Annotated in this window: 27 protein-coding genes; all 27 read left to right on the forward strand. The window is 61.8% G+C overall.

Annotated features, from left to right (window positions below):
* On the forward strand, nucleotides 1-359 hold a 359-nt coding region (locus tag J4G38_RS18270; protein WP_226163543.1), incomplete at its 5' end, for a hypothetical protein.
* 185 nt (nucleotides 360-544) lie between these two features.
* Entirely contained in the window at nucleotides 545-2,002 is a 1,458-nt protein-coding gene (locus J4G38_RS18275) for a S49 family peptidase (protein WP_210519918.1), read from the forward strand.
* A 66-nt stretch (nucleotides 2,003-2,068) separates the two neighbouring features.
* Nucleotides 2,069-3,019, forward strand: coding sequence for a hypothetical protein (locus J4G38_RS18280; protein ID WP_210519917.1), 951 nt, complete (start codon nucleotides 2,069-2,071; stop codon nucleotides 3,017-3,019).
* A gap of 102 nt (nucleotides 3,020-3,121) precedes the next feature.
* Nucleotides 3,122-3,628, forward strand: a complete 507-nt coding sequence (locus J4G38_RS18285) for a hypothetical protein (RefSeq protein ID WP_210519915.1) — start codon at nucleotides 3,122-3,124, stop codon at nucleotides 3,626-3,628.
* Between the two features lie 51 nt (nucleotides 3,629-3,679).
* Entirely contained in the window at nucleotides 3,680-4,240 is a 561-nt protein-coding gene (locus J4G38_RS18290; protein ID WP_210519913.1) for a hypothetical protein, read from the forward strand.
* A 4-nt stretch (nucleotides 4,241-4,244) separates the two neighbouring features.
* A complete protein-coding gene (locus J4G38_RS18295) occupies nucleotides 4,245-4,508 on the forward strand; it encodes a hypothetical protein (protein WP_210519912.1) in 264 nt (87 codons plus the stop codon).
* Between the two features lie 106 nt (nucleotides 4,509-4,614).
* On the forward strand, nucleotides 4,615-5,214 hold the full coding sequence (locus J4G38_RS18300) for a hypothetical protein (protein WP_210519910.1): 600 nt from the start codon (nucleotides 4,615-4,617) through the stop codon (nucleotides 5,212-5,214).
* 13 nt (nucleotides 5,215-5,227) lie between these two features.
* On the forward strand, nucleotides 5,228-5,893 hold the full coding sequence (locus J4G38_RS18305; RefSeq protein WP_210519909.1) for a hypothetical protein: 666 nt from the start codon (nucleotides 5,228-5,230) through the stop codon (nucleotides 5,891-5,893).
* Nucleotides 5,886-7,571 (forward strand): hypothetical protein, encoded by a 1,686-nt coding sequence (locus tag J4G38_RS18310; protein WP_210519907.1) that lies wholly within the window; start codon nucleotides 5,886-5,888, stop codon nucleotides 7,569-7,571. The genes J4G38_RS18305 and J4G38_RS18310 overlap by 8 nt, the downstream gene beginning before the upstream one ends.
* Nucleotides 7,572-7,930: 359 nt before the next feature.
* Complete coding sequence (locus tag J4G38_RS18315) at nucleotides 7,931-8,254, forward strand: hypothetical protein (RefSeq protein ID WP_210519905.1); 324 nt, start codon at nucleotides 7,931-7,933, stop codon at nucleotides 8,252-8,254.
* Between the two features lie 44 nt (nucleotides 8,255-8,298).
* Nucleotides 8,299-9,687 carry a hypothetical protein gene (locus J4G38_RS18320; RefSeq protein ID WP_210519903.1) on the forward strand — a complete coding sequence of 463 codons (1,389 nt, stop codon included), beginning with the start codon at nucleotides 8,299-8,301 and terminating at the stop codon, nucleotides 9,685-9,687.
* 4 nt (nucleotides 9,688-9,691) lie between these two features.
* Nucleotides 9,692-10,705: a DUF6712 family protein gene (locus J4G38_RS18325; RefSeq protein ID WP_210519901.1), complete on the forward strand. Its 1,014-nt coding sequence runs from the start codon at nucleotides 9,692-9,694 to the stop codon at nucleotides 10,703-10,705.
* Between the two features lies 1 nt (nucleotide 10,706).
* On the forward strand, nucleotides 10,707-11,063 hold the full coding sequence (locus tag J4G38_RS18330; RefSeq protein ID WP_210519899.1) for a hypothetical protein: 357 nt from the start codon (nucleotides 10,707-10,709) through the stop codon (nucleotides 11,061-11,063).
* A gap of 11 nt (nucleotides 11,064-11,074) precedes the next feature.
* Complete coding sequence (locus J4G38_RS18335) at nucleotides 11,075-11,680, forward strand: hypothetical protein (protein WP_210519897.1); 606 nt, start codon at nucleotides 11,075-11,077, stop codon at nucleotides 11,678-11,680.
* 29 nt (nucleotides 11,681-11,709) lie between these two features.
* A complete protein-coding gene (locus tag J4G38_RS18340) occupies nucleotides 11,710-12,018 on the forward strand; it encodes a hypothetical protein (protein ID WP_210519895.1) in 309 nt (102 codons plus the stop codon).
* Nucleotides 12,018-12,461: a hypothetical protein gene (locus tag J4G38_RS18345; RefSeq protein WP_210519893.1), complete on the forward strand. Its 444-nt coding sequence runs from the start codon at nucleotides 12,018-12,020 to the stop codon at nucleotides 12,459-12,461. The genes J4G38_RS18340 and J4G38_RS18345 overlap by 1 nt, the downstream gene beginning before the upstream one ends.
* Nucleotides 12,462-12,837: 376 nt before the next feature.
* Nucleotides 12,838-13,425, forward strand: a complete 588-nt coding sequence (locus tag J4G38_RS18350; RefSeq protein WP_210519892.1) for a Thoeris anti-defense Tad2 family protein — start codon at nucleotides 12,838-12,840, stop codon at nucleotides 13,423-13,425.
* A gap of 191 nt (nucleotides 13,426-13,616) precedes the next feature.
* Complete coding sequence (locus tag J4G38_RS18355) at nucleotides 13,617-14,450, forward strand: hypothetical protein (protein ID WP_210519890.1); 834 nt, start codon at nucleotides 13,617-13,619, stop codon at nucleotides 14,448-14,450.
* A 3-nt stretch (nucleotides 14,451-14,453) separates the two neighbouring features.
* Nucleotides 14,454-14,993, forward strand: coding sequence for a hypothetical protein (locus J4G38_RS18360; protein ID WP_210519889.1), 540 nt, complete (start codon nucleotides 14,454-14,456; stop codon nucleotides 14,991-14,993).
* A complete protein-coding gene (locus J4G38_RS18365) occupies nucleotides 14,993-17,092 on the forward strand; it encodes a hypothetical protein (RefSeq protein ID WP_210519888.1) in 2,100 nt (699 codons plus the stop codon). Before J4G38_RS18360 ends, J4G38_RS18365 begins: the two co-directional genes overlap by 1 nt.
* Entirely contained in the window at nucleotides 17,089-18,537 is a 1,449-nt protein-coding gene (locus J4G38_RS18370) for a hypothetical protein (RefSeq protein WP_210519887.1), read from the forward strand. Before J4G38_RS18365 ends, J4G38_RS18370 begins: the two co-directional genes overlap by 4 nt.
* The gene (locus tag J4G38_RS18375) at nucleotides 18,534-18,992 is read left to right on the forward strand and encodes a hypothetical protein (protein ID WP_210519886.1); all 459 of its coding nucleotides are present in this window, start codon (nucleotides 18,534-18,536) and stop codon (nucleotides 18,990-18,992) included. Before J4G38_RS18370 ends, J4G38_RS18375 begins: the two co-directional genes overlap by 4 nt.
* 18 nt (nucleotides 18,993-19,010) lie before the next feature.
* Nucleotides 19,011-21,920 carry a hypothetical protein gene (locus J4G38_RS18380; protein ID WP_210519885.1) on the forward strand — a complete coding sequence of 970 codons (2,910 nt, stop codon included), beginning with the start codon at nucleotides 19,011-19,013 and terminating at the stop codon, nucleotides 21,918-21,920.
* A 136-nt stretch (nucleotides 21,921-22,056) separates the two neighbouring features.
* The gene (locus tag J4G38_RS18385) at nucleotides 22,057-22,839 is read left to right on the forward strand and encodes a hypothetical protein (RefSeq protein WP_210519884.1); all 783 of its coding nucleotides are present in this window, start codon (nucleotides 22,057-22,059) and stop codon (nucleotides 22,837-22,839) included.
* The gene (locus tag J4G38_RS18390) at nucleotides 22,836-23,447 is read left to right on the forward strand and encodes a recombinase family protein (protein ID WP_226163544.1); all 612 of its coding nucleotides are present in this window, start codon (nucleotides 22,836-22,838) and stop codon (nucleotides 23,445-23,447) included. The genes J4G38_RS18385 and J4G38_RS18390 overlap by 4 nt, the downstream gene beginning before the upstream one ends.
* Nucleotides 23,447-24,271 carry a hypothetical protein gene (locus J4G38_RS18395; protein WP_210519882.1) on the forward strand — a complete coding sequence of 275 codons (825 nt, stop codon included), beginning with the start codon at nucleotides 23,447-23,449 and terminating at the stop codon, nucleotides 24,269-24,271. Before J4G38_RS18390 ends, J4G38_RS18395 begins: the two co-directional genes overlap by 1 nt.
* Before the next feature lie 92 nt (nucleotides 24,272-24,363).
* Nucleotides 24,364-24,729 (forward strand): hypothetical protein, encoded by a 366-nt coding sequence (locus tag J4G38_RS18400; RefSeq protein WP_210519880.1) that lies wholly within the window; start codon nucleotides 24,364-24,366, stop codon nucleotides 24,727-24,729.
* Nucleotides 24,730-24,781: the final 52 nt, after the last annotated feature.

Raw genomic sequence — 24,781 nt, forward strand, 5'->3', positions numbered from 1 at the left:
GCCAGGACGAGGCCGGCCTGTGCGCGGCCTACATCGACGTGGAAATTACCATGTACGCCGCCGCCGCCGACGGCGACGGCTACGGGCCGGAACTGACCGCCGAGGGGTTTTTACGCCGCCAAAAGACGCTGGTCGCCGATAACAACACCGTGGTAAACCCCGCCACGGGCGAAATTCTGCTAATCCGCACTCCTGTGCAGAGTACGGAGGATTGGCTGGCCGCCGCCAACGCCATACCGGGGCCGGCCATGCTGCAAGGCGATTTTTTCGGCCTGCTGCGCCGCTATTCTCCGATTGACATCGAGGAGCTGATTCGCCAGCACATCGCCCAGGCCGACGCGATGGGCCGCTTCGCATGATAGTCGTGCTGCCGGCCTGGTGCATGCCGGCGCTGTGCCTGGTGCTGCTGGCTGGCCTGGCACGAGTAGCCTGGCAGGCCAGCCGCCGCTGAAACCATAAGCCCCGCCCACCCGGCGGGGCTTTTTCGTGTCCTTTTTATCGGTTTCGGGGGCCGGCAGCTTTGTAGCGAATTCTGCCCAACCCGATGCGCGTCAACCACCTGCTTTCCGCCATTCTCAAAGGACCGTTCGCGGTCGAGCACCAAACCGTGATGGGCTACCTGCCCCGCGTGGCGCAGCTGCTCAATGGCGAAGGCCTGGCCAGTGACGCGACGCCCACCACGCGGCCGGAGCCCTCGGTGCTCGTGGCCCTGCTCAACCCCGAGGGGGTGGGCAAAGCCAACCTGGCCGCCGCGCACCCCCAAGTGGCCGTGCGCCGGCGCAACAAGAGCTACGACGACGCCCAGCCGGGCAGCGTAGCAGTCGTTGAAATCAAGGGCGTGATGATGAAGGCCGACCAGTGGGGCCTGTGCGAGGACACGGCCGGCACGGCCAGCCTCGGCCGCCAGCTGCAGGAAGCCGACCAGCACGAGAACATCGCCGCCATCGTGCTCGACATCGATTCGGGTGGCGGGGCCGTGGACGGCATGATTGAGTTTAACACCATTATTGCGGGCCTCAATAAGCCCGTCGTGGTGTACTCGGATGGCATGATTGCCTCGGCCGCCTACTCGGCCGCCTCGGGCGCCGACCTCATCGTGCTCAACAACGTGAGCTGCTCGGTGGGCTCCATTGGCGTGATGGCCTCGCTCGTCGACTACCAGCCCGTGCTGGAAAAGATGGGCGTCAACTTCCACACGCTGCGGGCCACGGGCTCGGAGCGCAAGAACGAGGACTTCTACCAGCTGCTGGCCGGCAACCACAAGCCCTACATCGCCAACGTGCTCACGCCGCTGCGGGACATGATGGTGGCGGCCGTGCGCTCGGGCCGGGGCAAAAAGCTGAAAGACGTGGCCCTGATTGGCGACATGTTCTTCGCCGACGCGGCGATTGCCAACGGCCTGGCCGATGAGAAAGGCGACTTCAGCTACGCGGTGACCCGCGCCCTGGAGCTGGCCAGCGCGCCGCCCACGGGCGAGGCCGTGGAAGAAGAAGTTGAGACAGACCCCGGCAACCCGGAGGATGCCGATACCCTGCACGACGACGACGAAAACGACGTCGACGAGGACCCCAATGCCACCACTTTACCTACTAATACCATGTTCGGAAAGAACAAATTTACGGCCCTAGCGGCTCTGGCAGGCCTCGAAGGCGCTGCTGTTACGGAAGCCCTGGTCTCGGCCGCCAACGACGAGTTGGAGGAGAAAGGCATCACCGGTGCGGCCCTCATCGGGGCCAGCACCTTCAACGGCATGGAGGCTTCCATCAGTGCCACCACCGACGCGCTGAAGGCCGCCGGCGTCGATTCCGTGGCGGCCCTCGTGGCCCAGCGCGATGCCGCGGTGAAAACGGCCGCCGAGTTCGGCAGCCAGCCCGGTGAGCTGGGCACCACCGCCACCAAACTCAAGGGCGACGTGACGGAGGAAGGCAAGGACGAAAACCAGGCCACCATCGACGGTCTGGCCCACAACCAGGGCCTGGACAACAACCCGCTCTTCAACTAAGCTTTTTTCGCTACCGGCCCCGACCGCCGGCAGCCGTTTTATTTTCCATTTTTTAGCAACCTCGTCGTGAATATTACCGACATCAAAACCGAATTCGGGGCCTACTACATCAACGGCGGCCAGAACGTGTCCCGCATCGTGAAGATGCTGCTGGCCAACTCGACCACCGACTCGGTGTGCACGCCCTTCCTGACGGATGAGACGGTGTACCGCGCCGCTCAGGCCCGCATGCAGCGCGTGCTGCAGCCCTTCCAGAAGGCCTGGACGCCCATCGGCGAAATCCAGCTGGTGCCGGTGGCCATCGAGCAGTTCAAGCAGAAAATTGATACCCAGGAATACCCCGACGACTTGGAGGGCACCTGGCTCGGCTTTTTGGCCGGCGACGGCATCGACCGCAAGACCTGGCCCTTCGTGCGCTGGTTCATCGAAACCCAGCTGCTGCCTCAGGCCAAGCAGGACTACGAGCTGAACGAGGTGTACAAGGGCGTGTACACTGTGCCCGCCGTGGGTACCGCCGGTGCCCCTAGCACCGCCATGAACGGCATCCGCAAGGCCATCAACGACCAGGTGACGGCCGGCCGCATCACGCCGATTGCCACCGGCGCGCTGAGCACCGACCCAAAGACCTTCGTGGAGCAGGTGGAAGCCTTTGTCGACAAGTTCAACGAGAAATACTGGTCGGTGAACATGCAGCTGTGCCTGAGCCAGGCGCTGGAGCGCCGCTTCCACCGCGGCATTGAGGCCAAGTACGGCCGCAACACGGACTACAAGTCGAACCCCGGCACGGTGAACTTCACCAACGTGGACCTCATCGGCCTGCCGTCGATGATTGGCTCGGACAAGCTCTGGTGCACGCCCAAGGAGAATCTCTACAAGCTGGGCAAGAAAACGGCCAACATGAACGCCGTGCAGCTCGAGAGCGTGGACCGTCTGATTAAGATGTTCTCCGACTGGTGGAGCGGCGTGGGCTTCCTCATCCCCGAAGTCGTCTTCACCAACGACCGGGACCTGGTCTAGCGACCATCGACGCGCCGGCAGCCTCATCGCAGGCTGCCGGCCAACATCCGTTCAGGCAGTAGTAGTCAATTCCAACCCACTCGTTTTTAAGGCCCATCCATCATGGCTGAAGATACCACCACCGGTACTATCGATACCACCGGTACCACCGATATCACCGATATCACCACCGGTACCACCGATACCACCGATACCACCACGCCGGCCGCTGACGTTCCCCAGCAACTCACCCCGGCCCAATTGAAAAAGCAGTTGGCCACCGTTACCAAAGAGCGCGACAAGGCGCTTGGTGCCGTCGAGGCCCTCAAAATAACCAATGCCGCCCAAAAGCAGACGATTGCTGCGCAGGAGCAGGAGTTGGAGGAGGCAGAAGGCGTCATTGCCGAGCAGACCACGAAGCTGGCCGAGGCCGATGCCAAGGGCGGCGACGCGGTCATCGTGACCCACGAGAAGAAGCAGTACCGCGTGATTGGCAAGCAGCTCAACGTCGACGGCCACGTGCATACGGCCGAGTCGCTGACCAAGAACCCCGACGTGGTGGCCCAGTTGGTGCGCTCCGAGTCGGGCTTCCTGCAGCTGGTGGAGAAACCCGCCGCTGCCAAAAAGTAGGGCCTCACCCGCCCGTTTTTCCTATTGTTTCACGCGTTAAATCCCGATACCATGGATTTATTTGATTTGCCCGGCCTGGGCGGTAAGGACAACACGCCCGGCCTGAAGGGCAATATTTTCATCGCGGCCGAGGATGCGTTTGCCATCATCCAGGGCTTCAAAACGACCACTGCTGTTGGCGACTCGGTCACCATCAACGGCTCGCACACCTTCCTTGCGGCGCTGGGCTTTATCCAGGTCTACTCGACCCAGGACACGGCCATGTTCAAGCTTGACCCGGTGGGCGAGCGCGACGGCCGCGGCAAAAAGGTCGCCGGCGAATTCTTTAACCCAGGCAACACGAAGGTGGCGGCCGAGTTTGACCGCATCATCAAAAATCGCTCGTGCATCGTGCTGGTGCAAACCCCGGACGGCACCTGGCTGCAATTCGGCGGCAAGGGCCTCGGCCTGGAGGTGCTCGGCAGCTTCGACACGGGCAAGCTCTCGGGCGGCCGCCGGGGCTTTACCTACAAGGTGGAGGGCTACCAGAACGGCCTGCAGTTCTACGAGGGCGACATCGTGCGCCCCGATGGTTCCAAAATCAACGCCCTGACCGGCGTGGTGACGCCCTAGCGCCGTGGCACAGGCAGCCCACGCCCTGCGGCCCGAAGTGGCCGTCCGCTACGCCCTGAGCGACTCGGGCCACACCCGCATGTACGTGCCGCGCCTGGACCGGGAAGTTGACCTGACCCAGCTCACGCTGGCCGAGGCCGACGAGCTGGTGGCGCTGCCCGGTGGCTTCGAGTGGCTGGTGCCGGTGGTGCCGGCGACGGAAGCCGGGGGACCGGCCGCTGCGGCGGAGGCGGCTGCTCCGAAGGGCAAACGGAAGTCGGGAGCGTAAGGGAAGAGAGGGGAAAAAGAACACGCTCCCGCAAACGCATCAGGCCTGGCCTGGTGCGTTTTTTTTCGTCCTTTTTATTGGCAATTGCCAGGGGCAGGTTTGCAGCGTGAAGGAGATTCGGGAGTGGTTGGAGAGTGAGGGCCGCGACTACGCGGCCGGCGTGGCCCTGTTTGCGGTGCACGGGCGCAGCGGCGTGCTCAAGCGCCTGGTGGCGGGCACGTGCACGGACTACACCCGCGAGGTGCTGGAACGCGAGCTGGGCAAGTTGGTGGCCGAGGAGAATGGGGCGAAATCCATCATTGGTGACAAGAAACCCACCATTCCTGCTCCGGAGCCAGAAAAACCGGCCTTAGCCGACGACGAATTGCGCCGGCAGCGCCGGGCCCTGTTTGCCCAGCGCGACTACCTGCACGCCAGCCTGGAACTGTTGCCCACCGAGGCCGAACGGCTCGCCGCCGCGCTGCAGCTGCTCGATACCGTGAAGCGCCTCCAGCTGAGCTACGACGTGGCGGCTGGCCGCGTGGTGGAGGCCCTGTCCACGCCCGGCCCCGACCTGGCCGCCCTCACCGATGCCGGCGAGATACGCCGACTGCTGGCCAACCTGAAGCCGCAGCGCTCCAAACTCAAAAAACGCTCCGACCGCGCCGATGACCTGGCGGCGGTGGAGGCCGATATCGCCTTGCTGGAAGAGAAGTTGAAACTGTGAAGGAGAATCCCCAATGGAAGAAAACCCTAATTATGACGCGGGCACGGAAACGGCCCTCGACCGCATCCGCGCCTCGTTTTTTGACGAAAGTGACGAGCCCGACGAAAAGCTTTCGGCGGCCGAATTCGACCAGAAATGCCAGCTGGTGTTCGCGCACGCTAATCTGACGGAAGGCAAGTCGCTGGAGAAGACGGTCAAGCTGCTCGTGGCGCGCTACCACATTTCGCGCGCGACGGGCTACCGCCGGTGCCGCGACGCCACGACCGTGTTTGCCGACGTGACCCGCACCCACAAGGAGGGCATCAAGCACATCCTCTACGAGATGTCGATGAACGTGTACCGCCGGGCCCTGAAGGCACAGGACAAGTTCGGCAATCCGGATTTGAAGGCCGCCAACGGCGCCATCAAGAATATGGCCCTGCTCAAAGGCCTCGACAAGGACGATTCGAATGCCCTCACGCCCGAAATGCTGGGCCAGAAGAATTACTACCTCACGATGAACATCGGGGGCGGCACGGGCGCGCCCAAAGCCATCGACATGACCAATCCTGACCGCCTGGACGCTGATACCTACGCCCGGGTGATGGAGGCGGTGGAGGGCAGTGATTTTAGCCTGGTGGACATGCAATTGCTGCTCACCGAGGCCACCGAAGTCGGGGAGGAGGAAGGTGATGACTAAGGCCCCCTCCGTCAAGCCGCTGCAGTTTAACCGGCCGCAGCTGCGCTTCATCCTCAGCAAGCTGGCCAGCGCGGTGAGCCTGTGGAGCCGGGCCACGGGCAAGTCCACGCTCATCGCCTGGCTGATTCACCTCATCGTGACGAAGATGCCCCGCAGCTGCTGGGGCATCGTGGGCTCGACCTACGGCCAGATTCTGACCCGGACGCTGCCCAGCACGATTGATGCCCTGGAGCGGCTCGGCTACTTCAAGGACGTGCACTACTTTATTGGCCGCAAGCCGCCGGCGGCCTGGAACTGGCCTGAGCCGTTTCAGCGGCCGGTGAAGTACGACCATTTCATTATTTTTTATACTGGAGCGGGTTTTCACCTCATTTCGCAGGACGGCAACGGCTCCAGCAGCCGGGGCCTGAACCTGGACGGCTGGATTGCCGACGAAGGCCTGCTGCTCGACCGCGATAAGCTCGGCACCGACGTGATTGCCTCCAATCGGGGCAATAAGGGCGTGTGGCCGGATACGCCGTTGCACCACGGCCGCTTCATTTTCTCCTCGATGCCGTGGGGCGACCAGGGCAAGTGGCTGCTGGAAGATTCGGCCTACTACGACCGCGACGGCAACCCGTTTTCGGCCACCCGGGACGCGATGATTAAGCTCCAACTCGAATTCGTCGACTCCCGCTCGATGAAAACGCGCCTGAAGCTTTACGAGGAGATTCTGAGCCTGAGCGCCAAGCTGTGCTTTTACCCCAACCCCAAAAAACTCAAAAAGGAGGGCAAGGAAGTGCCCCGCGGCCTGCTCTACTCGGAGGCCAACATTTTCGACAACCTCGTCAACCTCGGCATTCCTTATTTGGAAGAGCAGCGGCGCGAGCTGTCGGATTTCGTGTTTCTGATTGAAATCCTCAACCAGCGGCCCAAATCGGTCGAGGCCGGCTTCTACCCCCGCCTGGCGGCCCACCACGCCGAGGAGTGCCCCAACCTGGCCTACATCGAAGGCCTGGACTTCCACCTGGGCAAACTCAAGGTGCAGGACAGTCGCATGGACGGGGACTGTCGTAGTCATCTGCCCATCCGGGGCGCCGTGGACTGGGGCAGCAAAATCAGCACCCTCACCACGGCCCAGATACACGAGGACGTGCGCGAGTACCGCTTCCTGAAGGGCCTGTACGTGAAGCACCCGAAGCTGATTAATGACCTGGCCGACCAGTACGCCAAGCACTACGAGCACCACATCAAGCGCGAATTCCACTTCATCGAGGATACCGAGTGGGGCAACGCCCGCAAGCCCGACGCCGACCTGACCTACAACCAGCAGTTTGCCGGGCGCCTGGGTACGCACGGCTGGCGGGTGCGCCACTTCAACCAGGGCCGCATTCCCAGCTACCAGCGCCGCTACCAGGTGGCCCACGAGCTGCTCGGGGAGGAAGACCCGCGCCAGCTGAAGATTCGCTTCAACAAGGTGCAGTGCAAGGATGTGCTCACCGCCCTGAGCCTGGCCCCCATCCGGCAGGATAGTCGGGGGGAGATTGCCAAGGACAAGAGCAGTGAGAAGAAGCTGACGATACCTGGCCAGGAAGCCACCCACTTCACCGACACGGTCGACCTGCACTTCATCAGCATCGACCAGCACGTGGGCCGCAGCCAGGTCAACCCCCATGGACTCATCATGGTCACGAGCTAGGCTACCTGCCATGGCAGGGAACGACTACCTACCATGGCAATTGCCAGTTGCGTGACTACTATTTAGGTGACTTATTTGCTATGATTATCTGAAAAGGCCGTTTCCATGCAGGAAACGGCCTTTTTTATGCCCATGGCCGGGGTATATCCTAAAAAAAGGCCCCTGGCAATTGCCAACCCGTAACAGTGCGCGTTGGGGTGTTCAACGACTAAATGAGACGGAAGTAATCCAAAATCAGGCAAAAACAGCCTTTTTGATAGTGCCAGGATAGTTGCTCGTGAGATTGGGGGTTTTGCCGAGCCGGCCGGCCGATTTTGCTGTCCTTTTTTTGCCTGAGCGGGCCCGCGAATTTCGTCCCGATGATTGGCGAGAGCGTGCGGTTGGAAGAAGTGCTGAAGGTGATGGAAACGGGCGAGCCGTTCTCCGTTCGCTTTGTCACGTGTGACGTGAACCGGGAAACCGGGGGCAAATACTTGGAGTGGGAAAACTGCCGACTCTCGAAGCAGCTGCACGAGCGGCGCGGCGGGAAGTCAGTGGCGCCAGTGCCGGCCGAGAAGCCGGGTCTGATGCCGGCCCACTACCGGAACGGCACGCGTAACCTGGTCGTCGGCCGCAGCACGCAGGTGCGCAAGCTGCATATCTGGTTGATGCTGGCCTTTAACGGGCAAAAAGTAGTGCTGTAGGAACGCCAGGGGGCGTTCTACATGGGAAGATTAGTGCAGGTGATATGAGCAAGATTACAGTGAGCCGGGAGGCAACCTATGCCTACTCGTCGGGAACGGGCGCGGTGTACCGCACCCCTGGCGCCATGGGCGCGGCCAGCGGTGGCGGCAAGGCCTCGGCTGGCAGCCAGGCGGCTGCTGAGCCCACCAATCCGGAAAAGCGCACGGTGGGCGGCTTTGATTACGTGCCCTGGGGCGACGACAACCTGTTTCCGCAGGCCGTCATTAAGGACATCGAGAAGAGCACCATGCTGCCGGCGATTTTCGAGAAGAAAACCGACACCATGTACGGCGGCGGGCTCATGTACGGCACCATTACCGGCGTGGATAAGGACAACAACCTCGTGTTTAAGCGCGGTTACGACCTTGCCATTGAGGCCTGGATGCAGGGCACGGCCCTGAACCGCTACGCCTACGAGGCCCTGCACGACGTGAACACGTTCTCCAATGCCTTCCCGGAGTTGATTCTGAGCAAGGACCGCAACGCTATCGTGGGCATTTCGGCCCAGGAGGCCTGCTGGTGCCGCTACCGCAAGCCCAAGAACGGCCAGCTCACCGACGTGTACATCAACGCCAACTGGGACAACGGCGGCAATCCGGAGGACATCTATACCACCACGGTGCCGGTCATCGACCCCTACTACAACGCGGTCGACGCGCTCCGGGGCCGGTCGGGCTTCAAGTTCATCTACCCCATCAGCGTGCCCTCGTCGGACAAGTCGATGTACCAGCTGGCCAGCTGGAACTCGGTGCGCCGCTCGGGCTGGCTGGAGGTGGCGGCCGCCATTCCTGAGTTCAAGAAGATGCTGTTTCAAAACCAGCTCTCGGTCAAGTACATCATCACGGTGCACTCGGCCTACTGGGAATGGAAGTACGGCGACTGGGACGCGCTCACCCGCGACGAAAAGAAGACGCTGCTCGAGGCGGAAATCAAAGCCTTCGACGACGTGATGAGCGGGACCAACGGCGCCGGCAAAACGGTGATGACGACCACCATTACCGACAAGAAAACGGGCCTGGAGGTGGCCGCTTTCACGATTGAGGCCATCGACGACAAGCTCAAGGACGGCATTTACATCGAGGACAGCCAGGAGGCCAGCTCGCACATCTTCACCGCGACCGGCTTTGCGCCCAGCCTGATGGGCATTTCGCCCGGCAAGGGCATGGGCGGCGGGGCCGGCGGCGGCTCGGAGCCGCGGGTGCTGTTTTCCAACTTCGTGAGCACCGCCCAATTCAAGCTCGACCTGGTGCTGGAGCCCTTGAATTTCGCCAGCCGCTACAACGGCCAGACCATCGACGGCCAGCCCGTGGTGTGGCGCTTCGTGAACCCCTACGTGATGACCGAGGCGGCGGCAAAGACGCCCTCGGCTCCCGCTCAGCAAGAAACTAAGTAAGCCCATGGCCCTCCTGCGTACCATCGAACAATTCCGCGACCAGGTCGTGGTGAACGTCAACTCGGATTTTGCCAGCTTTGCGCCCGACGTGCGGCTGGTGGAGTCCGAGCGCCTCAAGCCCCTGATGGGGCCGGCCCTTTTCAACGAGCTCAGCGCGCTGAGCACGGCCGACCTGGCCGCGCTCGACGGGCCCATGGGCGAGCTGCGCGACGAGTTGCTCTGCGCCTCGGCCAACCTGGCGGCGGCCGAGTACCTGCCCATGCAGCAGGTGCAGATGACGGACTCCGGCGTGTTCCTGCTCACCACCGGCGACAAGAAAACCGCCTTCCAGTGGCAGATTAACCAGTTGCTGACCGCCTTCCGGCGCAAGGGCTACAACGCCCTGGAGCGGGCACTGGCCATCCTCGACGAGAACATCGACGTGCCGGCCTTCGCGGCCTGGGCCACGTCGGCCGCCGGCACGGCCTCGCACAAGTTCTTTATCAACACGGCGGCGCAGTTCACGGAGTTCTACGGCATCAACAACTCGCGCCTGACCTACCTGGCGCTGCTGCCCACGCTGCGGAAGATGGAGCGCTTTGCCATCGAGCCGGTGCTGGGCACGGATTTCTACCTGGAGCTGAAGGAGCAGGTCCTCGACCGGGACCTGTCGGCCGACAACGTGCTGGTGCTCGAGCAGTACATCCGGCCCGCGCTGGCCCACTTGGTAATTGCCAAGGCCGTGCCCGAGCTGGGCATGGGCCTCAACGGCAACGCCATCGAGCTGAACGTGTACCGACTCGACGACTCCAACCAAAAGGAAGCCGACGCCAGCATCGACTCGCTGCTGGGGCTGAAGGTGCAACAGGCCGCCGCCGATGGCCAGGTGTACCTCACCCGGCTGCGCAGCTACCTCAACACCACGGCCTCGGCCACGCGCTACGCTGCTTATTTCACCTCCACCGCTTACCAGGACCCCAGCGGCCCGCGCCCCACGGTGCGGACGGAAGTGGCCGGGCGCATTTACGGCTTTATGTAGCATGGCTTTCGTCGACATGCCCAGCCTGGGCTGGGAAATCGCGGGGGCGATGGGCATCTATACCATTGCCCGCAACTATTTTCAGGATAGCAAGACCACTCGGGAGAAGAAAGAAAAGGCGTTTTCTGATGCCGTGGTGCGGATTACTGCCTGTGAAACGCGCCTCGACCGTGCCGACCGGGAGGTGAGTGCGCTGGCCGATATCGTGAAGAAGTACGCCGACCTGCACGTGCTCGTGGCCGGCCTTTCCAGCAGCGTCAAATCGCTCGAGTCCGGCCTGCAGGAAGTGAAAACCACTTACCGCGACCTCAACAAGGACATCACTGAATTTTTCCGCCAGCACCGTGCTGGCCAATAAATCAATTATTTATGGAAATTCCCCACTACCTGCGCCGGGCTGCTGCCGGGCTCTTTGCCACTGGTTTCATTTTCGTGGCGCTGCCGCCGGTACTGCGCGTGCTGGACCCCACCGCCGGCAGCTTCGGCATTGAAATCCTCAACGCCCTGGGCCTGGCCGCGCTGCTCTTCAGCGGCGTGCTGCACGGCGGGCTCTTCGTGTACGAGAAATTCCTGCCCCGCTTTCAGGAGTACCAGGGCGAATCACTGGAGAAGAACGGCAAGCTCTACGAAAACCTCACGGATGAGCTGCGCACGCCACTTTACGAGGAAGACAACATTTACCCCCACCGGCTGGCGCAGCTCATCGAGCGGCGCAAAGTGGCCGAATTTCAATTCAAACTGCGATGCGTCCGATTAAACTACTCCTTGTTTTCCTTGGCTTTCTTGCTCTGCCTGGCTGCGTTTATGGCCAGCCTGGCGATGACGGCCGTGCCGGCCTCCGCGCCCGCATCGTTGCCGAAGCCACCAAGCTTGTCGGCATCCGGGAGCACGGATTCAACCGCGGCCCGGACGTTGAGAAAATCATTCGGGAAGCCGGCGGCCGCATCGGCGACGCCTGGTGCTCGTGGACGGTAGTCGTTGAGCTGCGCCGGGCCGGGCTGCTGGTGCCGCGCTTCGGCAAAGCCAAAGCGTGGTTCGATGCGGCCCACACCATCTGGCGCAACGGCGAGCCGCTGGCCGGCCGGGGCCCACCGCAGCCGGGCGACTTGCTCGGCTTTACCTGGGGTCATGCCGAAATCTGCCACGTCGAAATGCTGATTGTGTGGGGCTCGGGGCCGAGCTGCCGGGCCATCGGGGGCAATACCGGCGGCGGTGGCGCGCTGCAGCGCGAAGGCGAGGGCGTGTACGTGAACTGGCGCCTGAAGCGCATGGTGGCCGCCGTGGCCAACGTGGTTGATAATCCTAACTACTGATGAGACGCCGGAAAACGATACTGGAGGAAATAGGGGCGGGGCTGCTGGTACTGTTGCTGGTGGTGCTGTTTTTCGGCTCGATGGCGGTGCTGCTCAGCAGCTGCGCCCGCGAGGAGTGGCGAGTGCCCATGGCCCTGCCTGATTCCACTGCCACGACGCGGCTGCTGCGGCAATTGCCCCGTGGCAAGTACAAGTTCACTGGGTCGGTGACTTTCACGCTGGCCACGGCGCCGGGCGCGGTGGCCACGAGCACGTCGACGGATAATCGCAAGGCCGGCCAGAAGGGCGGGGCGGCGGCCACGGCTCCGGATGCGGTGGCCACCGCGACGACGAAGAAGGCCGGCGTACCCTGGTGGGTATTCGTGCTCGTGGCAATTGTCGGCGCCGTGGGATGGGCCTGGCTGCGGAGCCAGTTCTCCTTTTTGTCATTTCCAAAGCGCTGAGCCCCTATCTTCGCCCCGCTAATACCAAGTCAAACCGAATTACCGAGCACCTCGGCCGTCAGAAAACGGTCGGGGAGTAGAGCGGGAGCATGACCCGTATCTAGGTGTCTCGGAAGGGATTCTTGGTATTAGCAGCGATTTCCCCGACTTGCCACGGTCTAGCGGGCAGCCGGGCCCTCTGAGAGAAAACAAAAAGGCCCCAGCACGCTGGGGCCTTTCTTTTTCATCACCAAGCCGCGCTTCTCACACGCGGGTCAGTGGCTCAAAGATAGGGGTTTTGATATAAAGGCTGTCATGATTTGGCCGTTTCGGTGTCCTTTTTCTGGCTGAAATGGGGGAGGAGTTTTGGGCTCACCAATTCCAAACCCCCTCTTTTATGAATTTTGGTCAAGCCCTGGAGGCACTCAAAGCCGGCGAATGCGTCAAGCGCGCCATCTGGAAAGGTTACTGGTTCATGGACTCCATTAAGGGCAGCCCGCTTATTGTGGCCAAGCTCCGGAATGAGGAAGGCTTCGCCGGCGCGCAGCCTTATCAGGCTGATATGCTGGCTACCGATTGGGAAATTGTCCATCTGCCCCAGGAAGCGTTTGGGCCAAAACTGGATGCAACCGTCTATCCCAGTGAAGTGCGCAGCATTGCGGTAAGGCACGATGATACGTACGGTGGCGCGCATACCTACTTGCTGCAGAAGTCGGCGGGCTTCGAAAACGGGCAGACTAAATACGTTAACGACTATGCCTACCTGAACTTCGTGCAGAAGGACACGGACGGCACCATGAAGCCGGGCATCCTGAGCGAGCAGCTGGTGCTGGCCCTCATCGACCGCCACCAGAAGCTGAACGAGGTATTTCCATCGGCCCAGGCGGACAAGGCCATTGCCGGCCTGCAGCAATTCCTGGATGCGCAAAAAGAGCGTGTCGACGACCGCATGGGCCGTGGGGTGATGGGCGATTTGAAAAAGTAGTAATAGTTTTGCAGCAGGCTGAACGGCCTACGCCCCAGTAGCCAGTAACCCGAAAGGAGAGAAGACGAAGCGGCTAGGCAACTATCCTGGTTGCGTCTCGCAAGAAAGCCCCGCCCCACCGGCGGGGCTTTTTCGTGTCCTTTTTATCGGTGGCAGGGGGCAGGAGCTTTGATTTCCCAATCCCGCTCCTCATGCACGAAGTCTTTATTAACGGCCGCCACCGCAAGGTCGAAGCTACCTGGAACGACTTTTCCCGCGCCCGGCTGCTGCAGCTCGTGCCGCTGCTCTACGAGCCGGCGCGCGACGTGGTCGCGCTGCAGCTGCGGCTGCTCTGCTTCCTGCTGGGCCTCTCGCCGGCCTTCTTTGCCTTTCGCCTGACGCCGGTGCAAATGACTCAGCTGGTGTGGATGACGGATTTCCTGCTCAGCGAAAGCATCGGCCTCACGGCCCAGCTCCTGCCCTGGGTGCGGCGCCCGCGCACCTGGCGCCGGCCGCTGCCGCGCAAGTGGTGGGGCCCGCGGGCGAGCCTGCGCAACCTGCGCTTTGGGGAGTTTGTGTTTGCCGATGGCTATTTCGTGGCCTACGCCACCCGGCAGGACGCCGGCGCGCTGGATAAACTGCTGGCGGTGCTTTACCGGCCGCAGCGCCGGGGCTACCGGCCCCACGCGGCCGACTACGGCGGCGACCGCCGCGAGGAATTCAACGAGCACCTGGTGGCCCGGCGGGCCGCGCAGCTGGCCGGCCTGCCCGAAGCCGAGAAGCTGGCCGTGCTCACCTGGTACCGGGGCTGCCGCGACGAGCTCACGGAGCACTTTCCGCTGGTGTTCACGCCGGCTGAGGAGGCCGGCACCGCCACCACCAGCTGGGGCCAGGTGCTGCTCGAGCTGAGCGGCGGCGCCTTCGGGCCGCTCGACGACACGGCCCGCCAGCCGGCCCGCACCATCCTGGCCAAAATGGAGGCCGACGCCCGCCGCGCCAAAGAACTGGAGCGCCGGGCCAAGGAACAATCCCGCACCACCGCCTAACTCATGCGCCACCTCGAATACACCCAGCTTTTCCGCGACCTGGCCACGCGCCACGTCGACATCCGCCACGGCCAGGACGGGGGCACCCGCTTCCTGCGCATCCTGCTCAGCAGCGACCCCATCCAGCGGCAGCTCGACCTGAGCGAGTTTCAGAACGGGCTCAAGAACCGCATCAAGCTGGCCGGTGGCCTGGCCTGCCTGGTGCTGGAGAATTACGAGGCCGATTATACCGACAACGATGGCGATTACTACGCCCGCATTCACCGCGGGGCCTTTTTGGTGCTCAAGCTCACCAAGACCGATGATTTCGATGGCCGGGACCAGGCCATTGACGACTGTGAGCGGATTGGCGAGGACCTCCTGGGCGCGTTCATTCGTGCCCTGCGCGGACGGGAAGTACCCCTTCGCATCACTGCCAATGACATTATGGGCGAGTGCGTGGGGCCGGTGGGCGATAACTTCTACGGCTGCCGCTACAGCTTTACCTACGCCTCGCCGGCCACCGAGGACCTGACCTTCAACCCCGACAAATTTACTTCCTAATGGCCGGCGAACGTTTAGCAAGACAAACCCTCTTTGTGACCCAGGCCAACCTCACGGACGGGGCCTGGATTGACGTGTGGCTGTTGGGGGCCTACCGGCGGTTTACGGGCTACCTGGGCTCGGGCACCAGCGTGCCCACCGGCACGCCCAACCAGTTTCAAATCACGACCACAGCCAATGCAGGTCAAGATGCGCTCCAGCGCTTCACCGTGCAGTCGTTCATGTACGCCGTGCAGCAGTTTCTGCTGGCCCAGGGCGGCACCACGGCCTACGTGCTCACCCCCGTGATGGGCTTCGGCCTGGCCTCGTTCGAAACGGCCGGCTGTTTGCTCGTGGCCACGGCCTACGACGCGGCCCTGGACTTCCAGTTGCCCGTCTGCCGGCAGGTGTACACGAACGGCAGCACCGGCTTTAGCTGGTTTCCGACGCTGGAAAACACCATCCGGCCGGTGCAGGTGGCCCAAACCATCACCCCGGCGGGCATTTTCGGAACGGCCACCGGCCGCATCGACCTGGTGGCCAGCAACGGCACCGATGGGGTGTACGGCTACACCTGGGGCGACGGCGGGCCGGCCACGGCCAGCCGCACGGCGCTGCCGGCCGGCGCGTACGCCTGCACCGTGCGCGACACCAGCGGGGCCTCGACGCAGGTGACCGCCGTGGTGGGCCAGGACGCCCGGCTCGACGTGCTGCTCACCACCACGGGCAACGTGGTGGCGCTGGTGGTGAGCGGTGGCCGGGCGCCCTACGCCTACGCCTGGAACGACGGCCTCACCACGCCCACCCGCACCGGCCTGGCCGTGGGCACGTACACGTGCACCGTGACGGACGCGGTGGGCGCCAGCCGCCAGGTGAGTGTAGTGGTGGAGCCCTACCGCTTTTACTGGAGCAAGAACGCCATTGCCCTGGCCCTCGACGCGGGGCCCGCTTACCGCCTGGACCCGACCACCAAGCCCAACCTCTCGTTTCTCTGCGAGGTGTATGTGGAGCCGGCCTACCTCAGCGGCGCCTTCGTGCAGGTGGGCGCGGCCAGCGAGCAGCCGGCCGACCGCGCCGGGCGCACCACCTTCGAGGTGCAGGCCCTGCTCGACGCCTACGTGGCCGAGCACCTGCCCGACCTCAATCAGCACACGATTTCCCGCGCCGATGCCCTGTTTCGGCGGTTTTACCTGCGCTACACCGAGCGCTTCGGCGAGCCGGCCGTGACCAGCGCGGCCTTCTCGACCCAGGCCCAGCACTTCGTGGTGCAGGGCGGGCTGGACTTCTTCGAGGCGGCGGCCGGCACCTGGTTCGGCTCCTACCAGGCCGGGGCCCAGCCCTTTCTGACCTGGGAGCCCAACGACAAGCGCGTGCTGCCGGCCCAGCCCGAATACCTGTACTTCATGGTCAATTCCTTTGCCCTGGACACGTTTCAGCAGCGCGTGCGCCTGCGCTACGCCGACGGCTCGACCCAGGAGCGGGTGCAGGAAACGCGCACCGGCGCGGCCCGCTACGAAGTGTACTGCCTGCCGGCGGGCTTCGCGCAGCTGGGCCTCACCCTGGGCGCCGCCGTGGTGGGCTGGGACGTGTACGTGACCGATGCCGCCGGCGTGCCGGTGAGCGAGGTGCGCCGCTACCTGCTCGACACCAGCTACGTACCCGAGGAGCAGCAGCGGTTTTTCCTGTATGCCAACAGCCTGGGCGGGGTGAGCACCTTCGCCTGCCGGGGCCAGGCCAAGCGCACGCTCGACGTGAAGGAGGAAGCCGCCGACCGGGCCCTGCCCGCCGGCTACGACGCGCTGCTCGGCGACGTGCAGGTGCTGGAGAAAGTAGGCCAGCCGGTGCTGGCCGTGAGCAGCGGCCCGCTCCGGCGCGAGCAGCTGCTGGCCGCCCAGGACCTGGCCCTGAGCCGGCGCGTGGTGCTGCAGCGCGGCGGCCAGTACTGGCCCGGCAAGCTCAAGCCCCAGACCGTGCCCGTGGCCGACGAGGCCGAGGCGCTGCCCGTGCTGGAATTCGAATTCTGGCTGCCCCGGCAGCGGCAGTTCGCGCCGCGCCTGCCCGTGTCGGCGGCCGGCCGGCCGGTGGTGCCCATCAGCGGGGGAGAGGGGGCGCAGCCATGATTCGCCTTGCCACCGCCGCCGGCGACCTGGACCTGCCGGGCCTCACCCTGAGCCTTGACGTCTCGAACCCTTACTTTCAGACCGATGCCATTCCCGGCACCACCACGCTGCCCATCGACGTGCCCTGGAGCAAGCCGAACCTGGTGGCGTTAAACTTTCCCGACCGCTACCGGGGGCCGGGCGGGCCGCCGCCGGTCGGTGCCCAGCTCTACGTCGACGGCGTGCTCTACCGGGTGGGCAAGCTGGTGTACCTGGCGGCTAATACCAAGGCCCGCACCTTCAGCTACACCTTCGTGGCCGACGCGGCCGACCTGGCCACCGACATCCGCGATGTGCTGATTTCGGACCTGGACCTGGGCACCGTGCCGCTGGTGCGCACCAACCTAAGCCCGGCCTACGTGCTGGCCCCGGTGCGCAACGCGGCTTTTTTCGACGACAAGAACCCGGCCTACCTGAGCCACGTGCTCAACTATTATGTGAACGGGGCCTTCCCCGTCGGAGCGGGGTACCCGCTGGCCCCGCTGCCCTACCTGGTGCCGGTGCTGCGAAAAGTGCTGGGCCACTTTGGCTGGACCATCACCGGGCCCTGGGTCGATGACCCGGAGATTCAGCAGGTGGTGCTCTACTCCGACCGCGTGCTCGATGCGGCGGCCACCGACGTGGTGCTCAGCCAGCACGTGCCGACCATCAGCGTGGGCGCGCTGCTGCTGGGCACGCAGAACGCCTTTTGCCTGGGCTACGGCTTTAATCCGGTGCGGCGCGAGTTGCGCATCACGGCCCTGCGCGACGTGGCCGCTGCCGCCCGCGCCGGCTACGTGGACCGCGTGGGCACGAAGCAAAAGAGCACGCCCAACGACACGAACGGCTTTTTGCTGCGGCTGGCCCCGGATACGGAGGACGAGCTGGACAAAACGCTCGACGTGGGCTGGCAGCAGCTGCGCGTGGGCGCCGGCGGCGAACTCCTCGAGAGCCTGGCCGGCAGCCTGCACCAGGTGCGCGCCGTCGACGAGCTGGTGGCGGGCCGCACCTGGCTGCTGCCGGCGCTGGAGGCCAAGGGCGCCAGCCTGCCGGACGACGAAAGCCGAATCGGGCTGCGGCTGCTCCTTTACCGGGGCCTGCAGCCCGATTCGCAGGGCCACGCCTACCCGCTGGCCAGCCGCGAGGCCGAGAACCTGGCCGGCACGTCGGTGGGCAACTATGCCCTGAGCTGGGCCGGCCCCAAGGGCCTGTACCAGGCGTGGCACCAGCCCTGGCTCGACTTCCGCAGCCGGGCCGTGGCCAGCGAGTACCTCACCCAGTTCCGGGTGGCCGACCTGCTGGCCCTCGACCCCGGCACGGCCGAGCGGGTGGACGAGCACCTGCACTTCTGGGAGAAAATTACCCTCAGCCTGAGCGCCGACCGGCGCCTGCGCCAAGCCACCGTGACCTACCGCGAACTATTATGAGTGACCTCACCCAAACCCTGGTGGCCGAGCAGCGGGCCCTGGGCGAAAAATGGCTCGACATCAGCATCGAGCGCTACCGGGCCAACCTGCGCCGGCTCAAAATCGGCCAGACCGGGGAGCTGTACAACAGCTTCCAGGGCGCCATTCTGGGCAACCGCGAAAACGAGTTGAAGATGCGCCTGGTGTACGCCATGCAGGGCCTGTACGTCGACCAGGGCGTGGGCCGGGGCATGGGCGCCGGCGTGACCAAAGCGCAAGGTGCCGAGTACCGCCGCTTCCGCAACGAGAAGGGGCACCTGCACCGCCACGTGCGCAAGGCCAAGCGCTGGTACGCCAAGCAGTCGGCCAACGAAATCCACCGGCTGGGCGTGCTGGTGAGCGATTTGACGGGCAGTTTGCTCGTGGCCTCGGCCAGTGCGGCCCTGCCCGAGCAGGCCGTGGAAATTACCTTTTAAGTTAAGTGCAGTAGACCCGTGGGACAGCCAAAAGAAGAGAGAACGGTCGAGATTATCGTCAACGGCCAGAAGGCCTTTGCCAGCCTGAAGGAAATGAACGCGGCCGCGGCCGTGCTCTACAGCCAGTTTCAGAAGATGTCGGGCGACGACCCCGGCCGAAAAAAGCTGGTGGCGGACTACCAGGGACTGAAGGGCAAGATTGCCGACGTGAAAACCGAGCTGACGGGCGTGAGCCAGGGCGCGGGCGTGATGAAGCAGGCTTTCGCCAATGCGTTTGCCATCTTCACCGGCGGCGGCATCCTGGGCGTGGTGCAGCAAATCTTCGGGTTTCTCTCCAGTTCGCGCGAGGAGTTCCTGCAGAGTGCCAAATCCGGGGCCGACCTGGAGGCTACCCTGAAAAGCACAGCCCACGCGGCCGGGCTCACGGCGGCCGAGATTCAGAAAATCGGCACGGAGCGGGCCAAGGTCACGCTCTTCGACGACGACGAAACCAACCGGGCCAGCGCGATGCTGCTCACCTTCACCAACATCAAAAAGGGGGTGTTTGAGCAGGCGATTCCCGCCATTCAGGACCTGGCCACCAAGATGGGCGGCGACGGCCCGGCGGATTTGAAGGGGGCCAGCGTGCAGGTGGGCAAGGCCCTCAACGACCCGATGAACGGCCTGAAGGCGCTCACCCGGGTGGGCGTGACTTTCACGGAGCAGCAGAAAGAGCAGATTACCGCGATGCAAAAAGCCGGCAACACGGCCGGCGCGCAGAAGCTCATCCTCGCGGAGCTGAACAAGGAATTCGGGGGCTCGGCCGAGGCAGCGCGGAAGGCGGGCGGGGGAGTTGCCACGCTTCAAATGGCTTTCAATGAATTCAAAGAAACAGTCGGGGGCAAAGTGAGCGAAGTGCTCAATATGTTCAGTGATTGGCTGGGCCGCGTGCTTAAGCTCGCCTCTCCACTGGTAGACATGCTCTCGTCGATTGGCCAGGAATTTATCAATTATTACCGCGAAATCGGGGATGTGTTGGAGGGCTTGGGCTTGTTCAATGACAAGACCGACACGGCTGCCATGGTGGTGAGTGTGTTGAAAACGACCCTCACCTTGATGTTAATACCCCTTCGCACCATGCTGCGGGCGGCTAAGGGAGTCGTTGACCTCTTTATCGAGTGGTATAATAAAAGCGAACTGCTGCGCGGGATTCTGGGCGGCTTGGGAGCCGTGATTGTGACGCTGTTTACCACGATTAAAGACGACGCCATCAAGATTTTGGGCGGCGTAGGGGATATTATCATCGGTATTTTTACCCTCGACAAGAACAAGATTGCCGCCGGCTTTAAATCGGCGCTGGGTGCCACGGCTGACTTAGCCCTCGAAGCCGGCAACAAAGCGGCCGCCGCATTTGCCAAGGGCTACGAGGCAAATAAAAACAACAAAATCGTGCGCAAGCCCGATGCGCCCGATGCTCCGGAAGAGAAGAAGTACGACTGGGATAAATTTAAAATGGGCGATGAGGCCGCCGCTGGCAAATCAGAAAAGGAGAAAAAAGCGGACCTGGCCAAACTCAAAAAACTCCAGGACGCGGCCGACCAGGAGCGGCTCACGGCCCTCAAGCACTGGGCCGAGGTGGAGCAGCACCTGGAGGATGCCCGCATCGCGGCCATTGCCGACAAGCGGGAGCGGGAAATTGCTCAAATCAACCTCGACGCCAAGCGCAAGGGCCAGCTCGTGGTGGGCTCGGTGGCCGAGCAGACCGCGCAGCTGCTGGCCATCAACGAGGAGCGGGAGCGCAAGCTGCAGGAATTGGCGGCCAAGTACCAGAAGGAGGCCGATGACGACCAGAAAAAGACCTTTGAGCAGGAGCTGGCCGACGAGGAAGCCAACGAGGTAGAGCGGGAGGCCGTGTTCCAGGATAACTTCGAGAAGGCCCTGATTTCAGCCCAGGCGCGGGACAAGGCCATTTATGACAGCAAGAAGGCCTCGTTGCAGGCCGAATTGCTGCTGGCTGAGCAGTACGGGGGCAAGCAGAGTGCCGCGTACCGCAAAACGTACAAGGACATCGAGAAGCTGGACAAGGATTACAACGCCTCCAGCCTGGCCGAGAAGAAGAAGCTGCAGCAGGAAAAGGCGGCCATTGAGAAGCTGGGCCTCTCCGTCGCCGGCGACGTGGTGCAGACCACCATCGATATTTTATTTAAGGACGAGGAGGCCCGCAAAAAGCACCATAACTTATACACAGCCCTGGCCGGCGCGAAAATCATTATCCAGGGCGTGCAGGAAGTGGCGGCCATATGGGAGTACTCGGCCGAGCAACCGGAAAATGCCCTGACGGCCGGCCTATTTGGCACCGTCCTGGCCGGCATTCAAACTGCCGTCGCCGTCGCCCGGACGGGCTATGCCCTCTCGCAGCTGCAGGAGTTCAGCTTTGCCAAAGGCGGCCGCACCGGCGCCGGCATGCTGCTGGGGGGCCAGGCCGCGGCGCCGGGCGGCACGGTCGTTTCGCCCATGGGCCAGCTAATGGAAATGTCGGGCATGCGCGTGGGCAGCAACGGCAAGCTCATCGACGACTCGGGCTTTGCCGTGGCCGGCATCGTGCACCAGGACGAGTACGTGGTGCCGGCGTGGATGCGCAAGGACCCGGAAGTGGCGGCCGTGGAAAACTGGCTGGAGGCCCGCCGGCTCCGGGGCTTCGCCGATGGCGGCGCCACCAGCGGCCCGGTGTCGACGCTGCCGGTGCCCAACCCGGTGCCGGAAACCGATGGCGACCTGGCCTACGCCGTGCAGACCCAGATGCTGGCCGCCCTGCGCGAGCTGACCCAGCAGCTGGCCGACGTGCACACCTGGCAGCGCGAGCTGACGGTGCAGCAGAATTTACAGGAGGTGGAGAAGGGGCTCAACACGCTGAAGCAGGTGAAGCACGATTCGGCGATTCGGGCATAAAGCCGGTGTTCAAATTACTCCCTGAAAAAAAGCCCCGAAAATCTACGTTTTCGGGGCTTTTACGTGGGTAGCCAAAAGTGTTCAAAAAAGAAATCTAATTTGAACAGTAAGTTTGGGGCATAATCCATTCCCTACTATGCCGGTTTCACTAGAAAGAATTGAACGGTTAAAAGTCATTACAGTATCAGCAGCCCGAGAAGGAAACTCAATTGTATTTGATGACCCGGATTATGCAGCTATTCGGCGTGAACTTTTGGCTGATGCGGAGCAGAAGAAGCGACTACCAACGTTTATTCTGGCTTGCACCAATCTCAGAGAGGTTCGCCAAGAGATGCAAGGATTAAATAGTGGGACAGCAGGTTATAAAGAGCGGGAGCGCTTTATAAGGGAGTCCTTTACAGAGCTACTTACTGAATTCGTAACAGTACAGCGTGACCCATTTACGGAGGTAGTTGCTTCAACAGACCTATCTAAGCTTGGCACGCTGCCACTTGATATCCAGCAAAAAGGCAAAGAGGGAGCTGATTGCTTTGTGTACCTATTCTGCATTGAAAATTCTATTAGAGAGTTTATTGCGCAGGTGGCAGTAGGTAGAATCTTAACGGTTCCAGGTAGAGTGCAGACGAAAATTGATGCTCGGAAACAGGTAGAAGCTACTCGTAAATACCTGCCGGTTCGAGGGAATTCGGACGTATACTATTGCGACTTCATTGAACTAGCCGACATTATTAAGGCTAATTGGGATGTGTTCGCTCAACACTTTCCGGGTAAGAATGAGCATTGGTTTACCTCAATGCTTGAAGAGTTATACGCCGTGCGCTTATTAATTGGACACAATAGTGCAGTAGGAGAGGTTGAACTGAAGCAATTGGATGTTTTCTACCGTGTTATCATGTCGTATCTCAAGCTTGATAAATGAGAGTAGCACTGTATGCCCGTGTATCGACCAGCGATAAAGACCAGAACCCCGAGAACCAGCTGGTGCTCCTGCGCCGGGAGGCCGAGCGCGCCGGCGACACCATATATAAAGAGTACGTCGACGAGAAGTCGGGTGGTAGTTCCAACCGCAAGGCATTCCAGGAAATGATGAAGGATGCCGGCAAGCGGCGCTTCGACTTGGTGCGCGTGTTTGCCCTGGACCGCTTCAGCAGCGAAGGCATCGAGAAGGTGTTTGAGCACACGGCCGCCCTGGAGCAGGCGGGGGTGAGCTTCTGGAGCTACTGCGAACCGGCTCTGAACACCACCGGCCCCATGGCCAGCCTCTTCAAATCGATTATTGCCTGGGCAGCTGGTTACCGTAATCAGCGCCACTCGGAGAATGTGCGGCTAGGCCAGGCCCGCAAGCGCGCTGAGGTCGCAGCTGCAGGAGATGAGTACGTGCATGGCCGGCGGGCCACTGCTGGCGACGTCGTGGCGGAAGTGAAGCGGCTTAGTGCCGAAGGCTCTAGCCAGCGGAAAATTGCCGATGCTATTGGATTGTCTCTTGGTACTGTGAATAAATACCTCAAACAACCAATCAAACTTTAATGAACGCTGAACGAGAAGAAATAATTATTCATGGCGCTAGTGCTCCTAAAATTTTGTACAAATATAGGAACTGGGAAAACTTATATCATCGAACGATTCTCACTGATAGAGAAGTCTTTTTAGCACCACCCTCAACATTTGAAGACCAATTAGACTGTCGAAATCCTATCCGGTACGACATCTTAACAGACGAACAAATTATTGAATTATACCTCCATCAATCACGCGCTGTTAATTCTGAGTTCACGGATGCTCAACATTTAGAATTCGCAGTGCGCTGGGCTGGGCTGGGTCTGCTTCGTGATAGTAAGTATTTGGAAAAATACAAGCGAAAGGATTATGCAGAGCTGAACGAACAGCTAGGGGTTTTGTGCTTGACGGCAAATCCTGAAAACCTTGAGTTATGGCATAAATATTCTCGCAATAGCCGAGAATTTGCCGTTGGGTTTCGGATGGAGGTTCTGTTTGAATTTCTTGGGTCGGCAGGGCCTGTAGTGTATGTACCACAGTTGCCTGTTATCATGCCTACTCCATGGCATGATATGACTTATCAAATGCGTGCCCAGCTTTATGTCAAAACACAAAAATGGGCTTTTGAGGAAGAGTATCGAACCCTGCAATTCAGTGGCACCGGTTTAAGTAGGGAAGAGCGAATTGTGAAACTACCAAGTGAAGCTTACGAAGAAGTAGTGTTCGGCCACTTGTCGAGCCCTAAAAAGCGGGAAAAAATAGCTGAAGCAGCGTCTGCTTCGATACCACATATCAAATTTAGGTTAGCTCACTACGACCGCGGTACTAGAAAAATAGCACTCGTCGCGCTGTAGTCTACACATTTTACTCTGTCCTTTTTCTCGGTGCTACCGGCGGCAAACCTTTGGGTTCAATTTTTTTCAACTCAACCCAATTGCCCAACAGCATGAGAAAACTATTAATGGTGCTGGCCTCCATCTGCCTGCTTTGTGTGGCCGCTCTCACCGGTGCCCACGCGAGTTACCCCGTTCCCAACCGCAAGGTCCAGGTCACCGAACTGAGGATGTACGTGCCCACCGTGGACACGTGCGCCATCGAGGAGGTGGCCACCACTTACGCCGCCGTACTGCAGCCCGCCTTGGGTCCCGTGGCACCGGCCTCCCTAATAGCCGTCGACGGCGGTAATGAGTACCTGGCGCTTATCCGCTCGATGACGTTTCCCGCCGACTGCCACCGAAAGCTAGTCAGCTTGCTTGGCAGTTTGAAGCAGGAAAATGGCAAGCCCCACGTCGACCCAGACCGACAACGCTAAAGGATAGGTTTTATAAGTTAAAAAGGCCCTGCAAGAATGCAGGGCCTTTTTG

It is taken from the genome of Hymenobacter terricola (genome assembly GCF_017921975.2).
GTDB lineage: Bacteria > Bacteroidota > Bacteroidia > Cytophagales > Hymenobacteraceae > Hymenobacter > Hymenobacter terricola.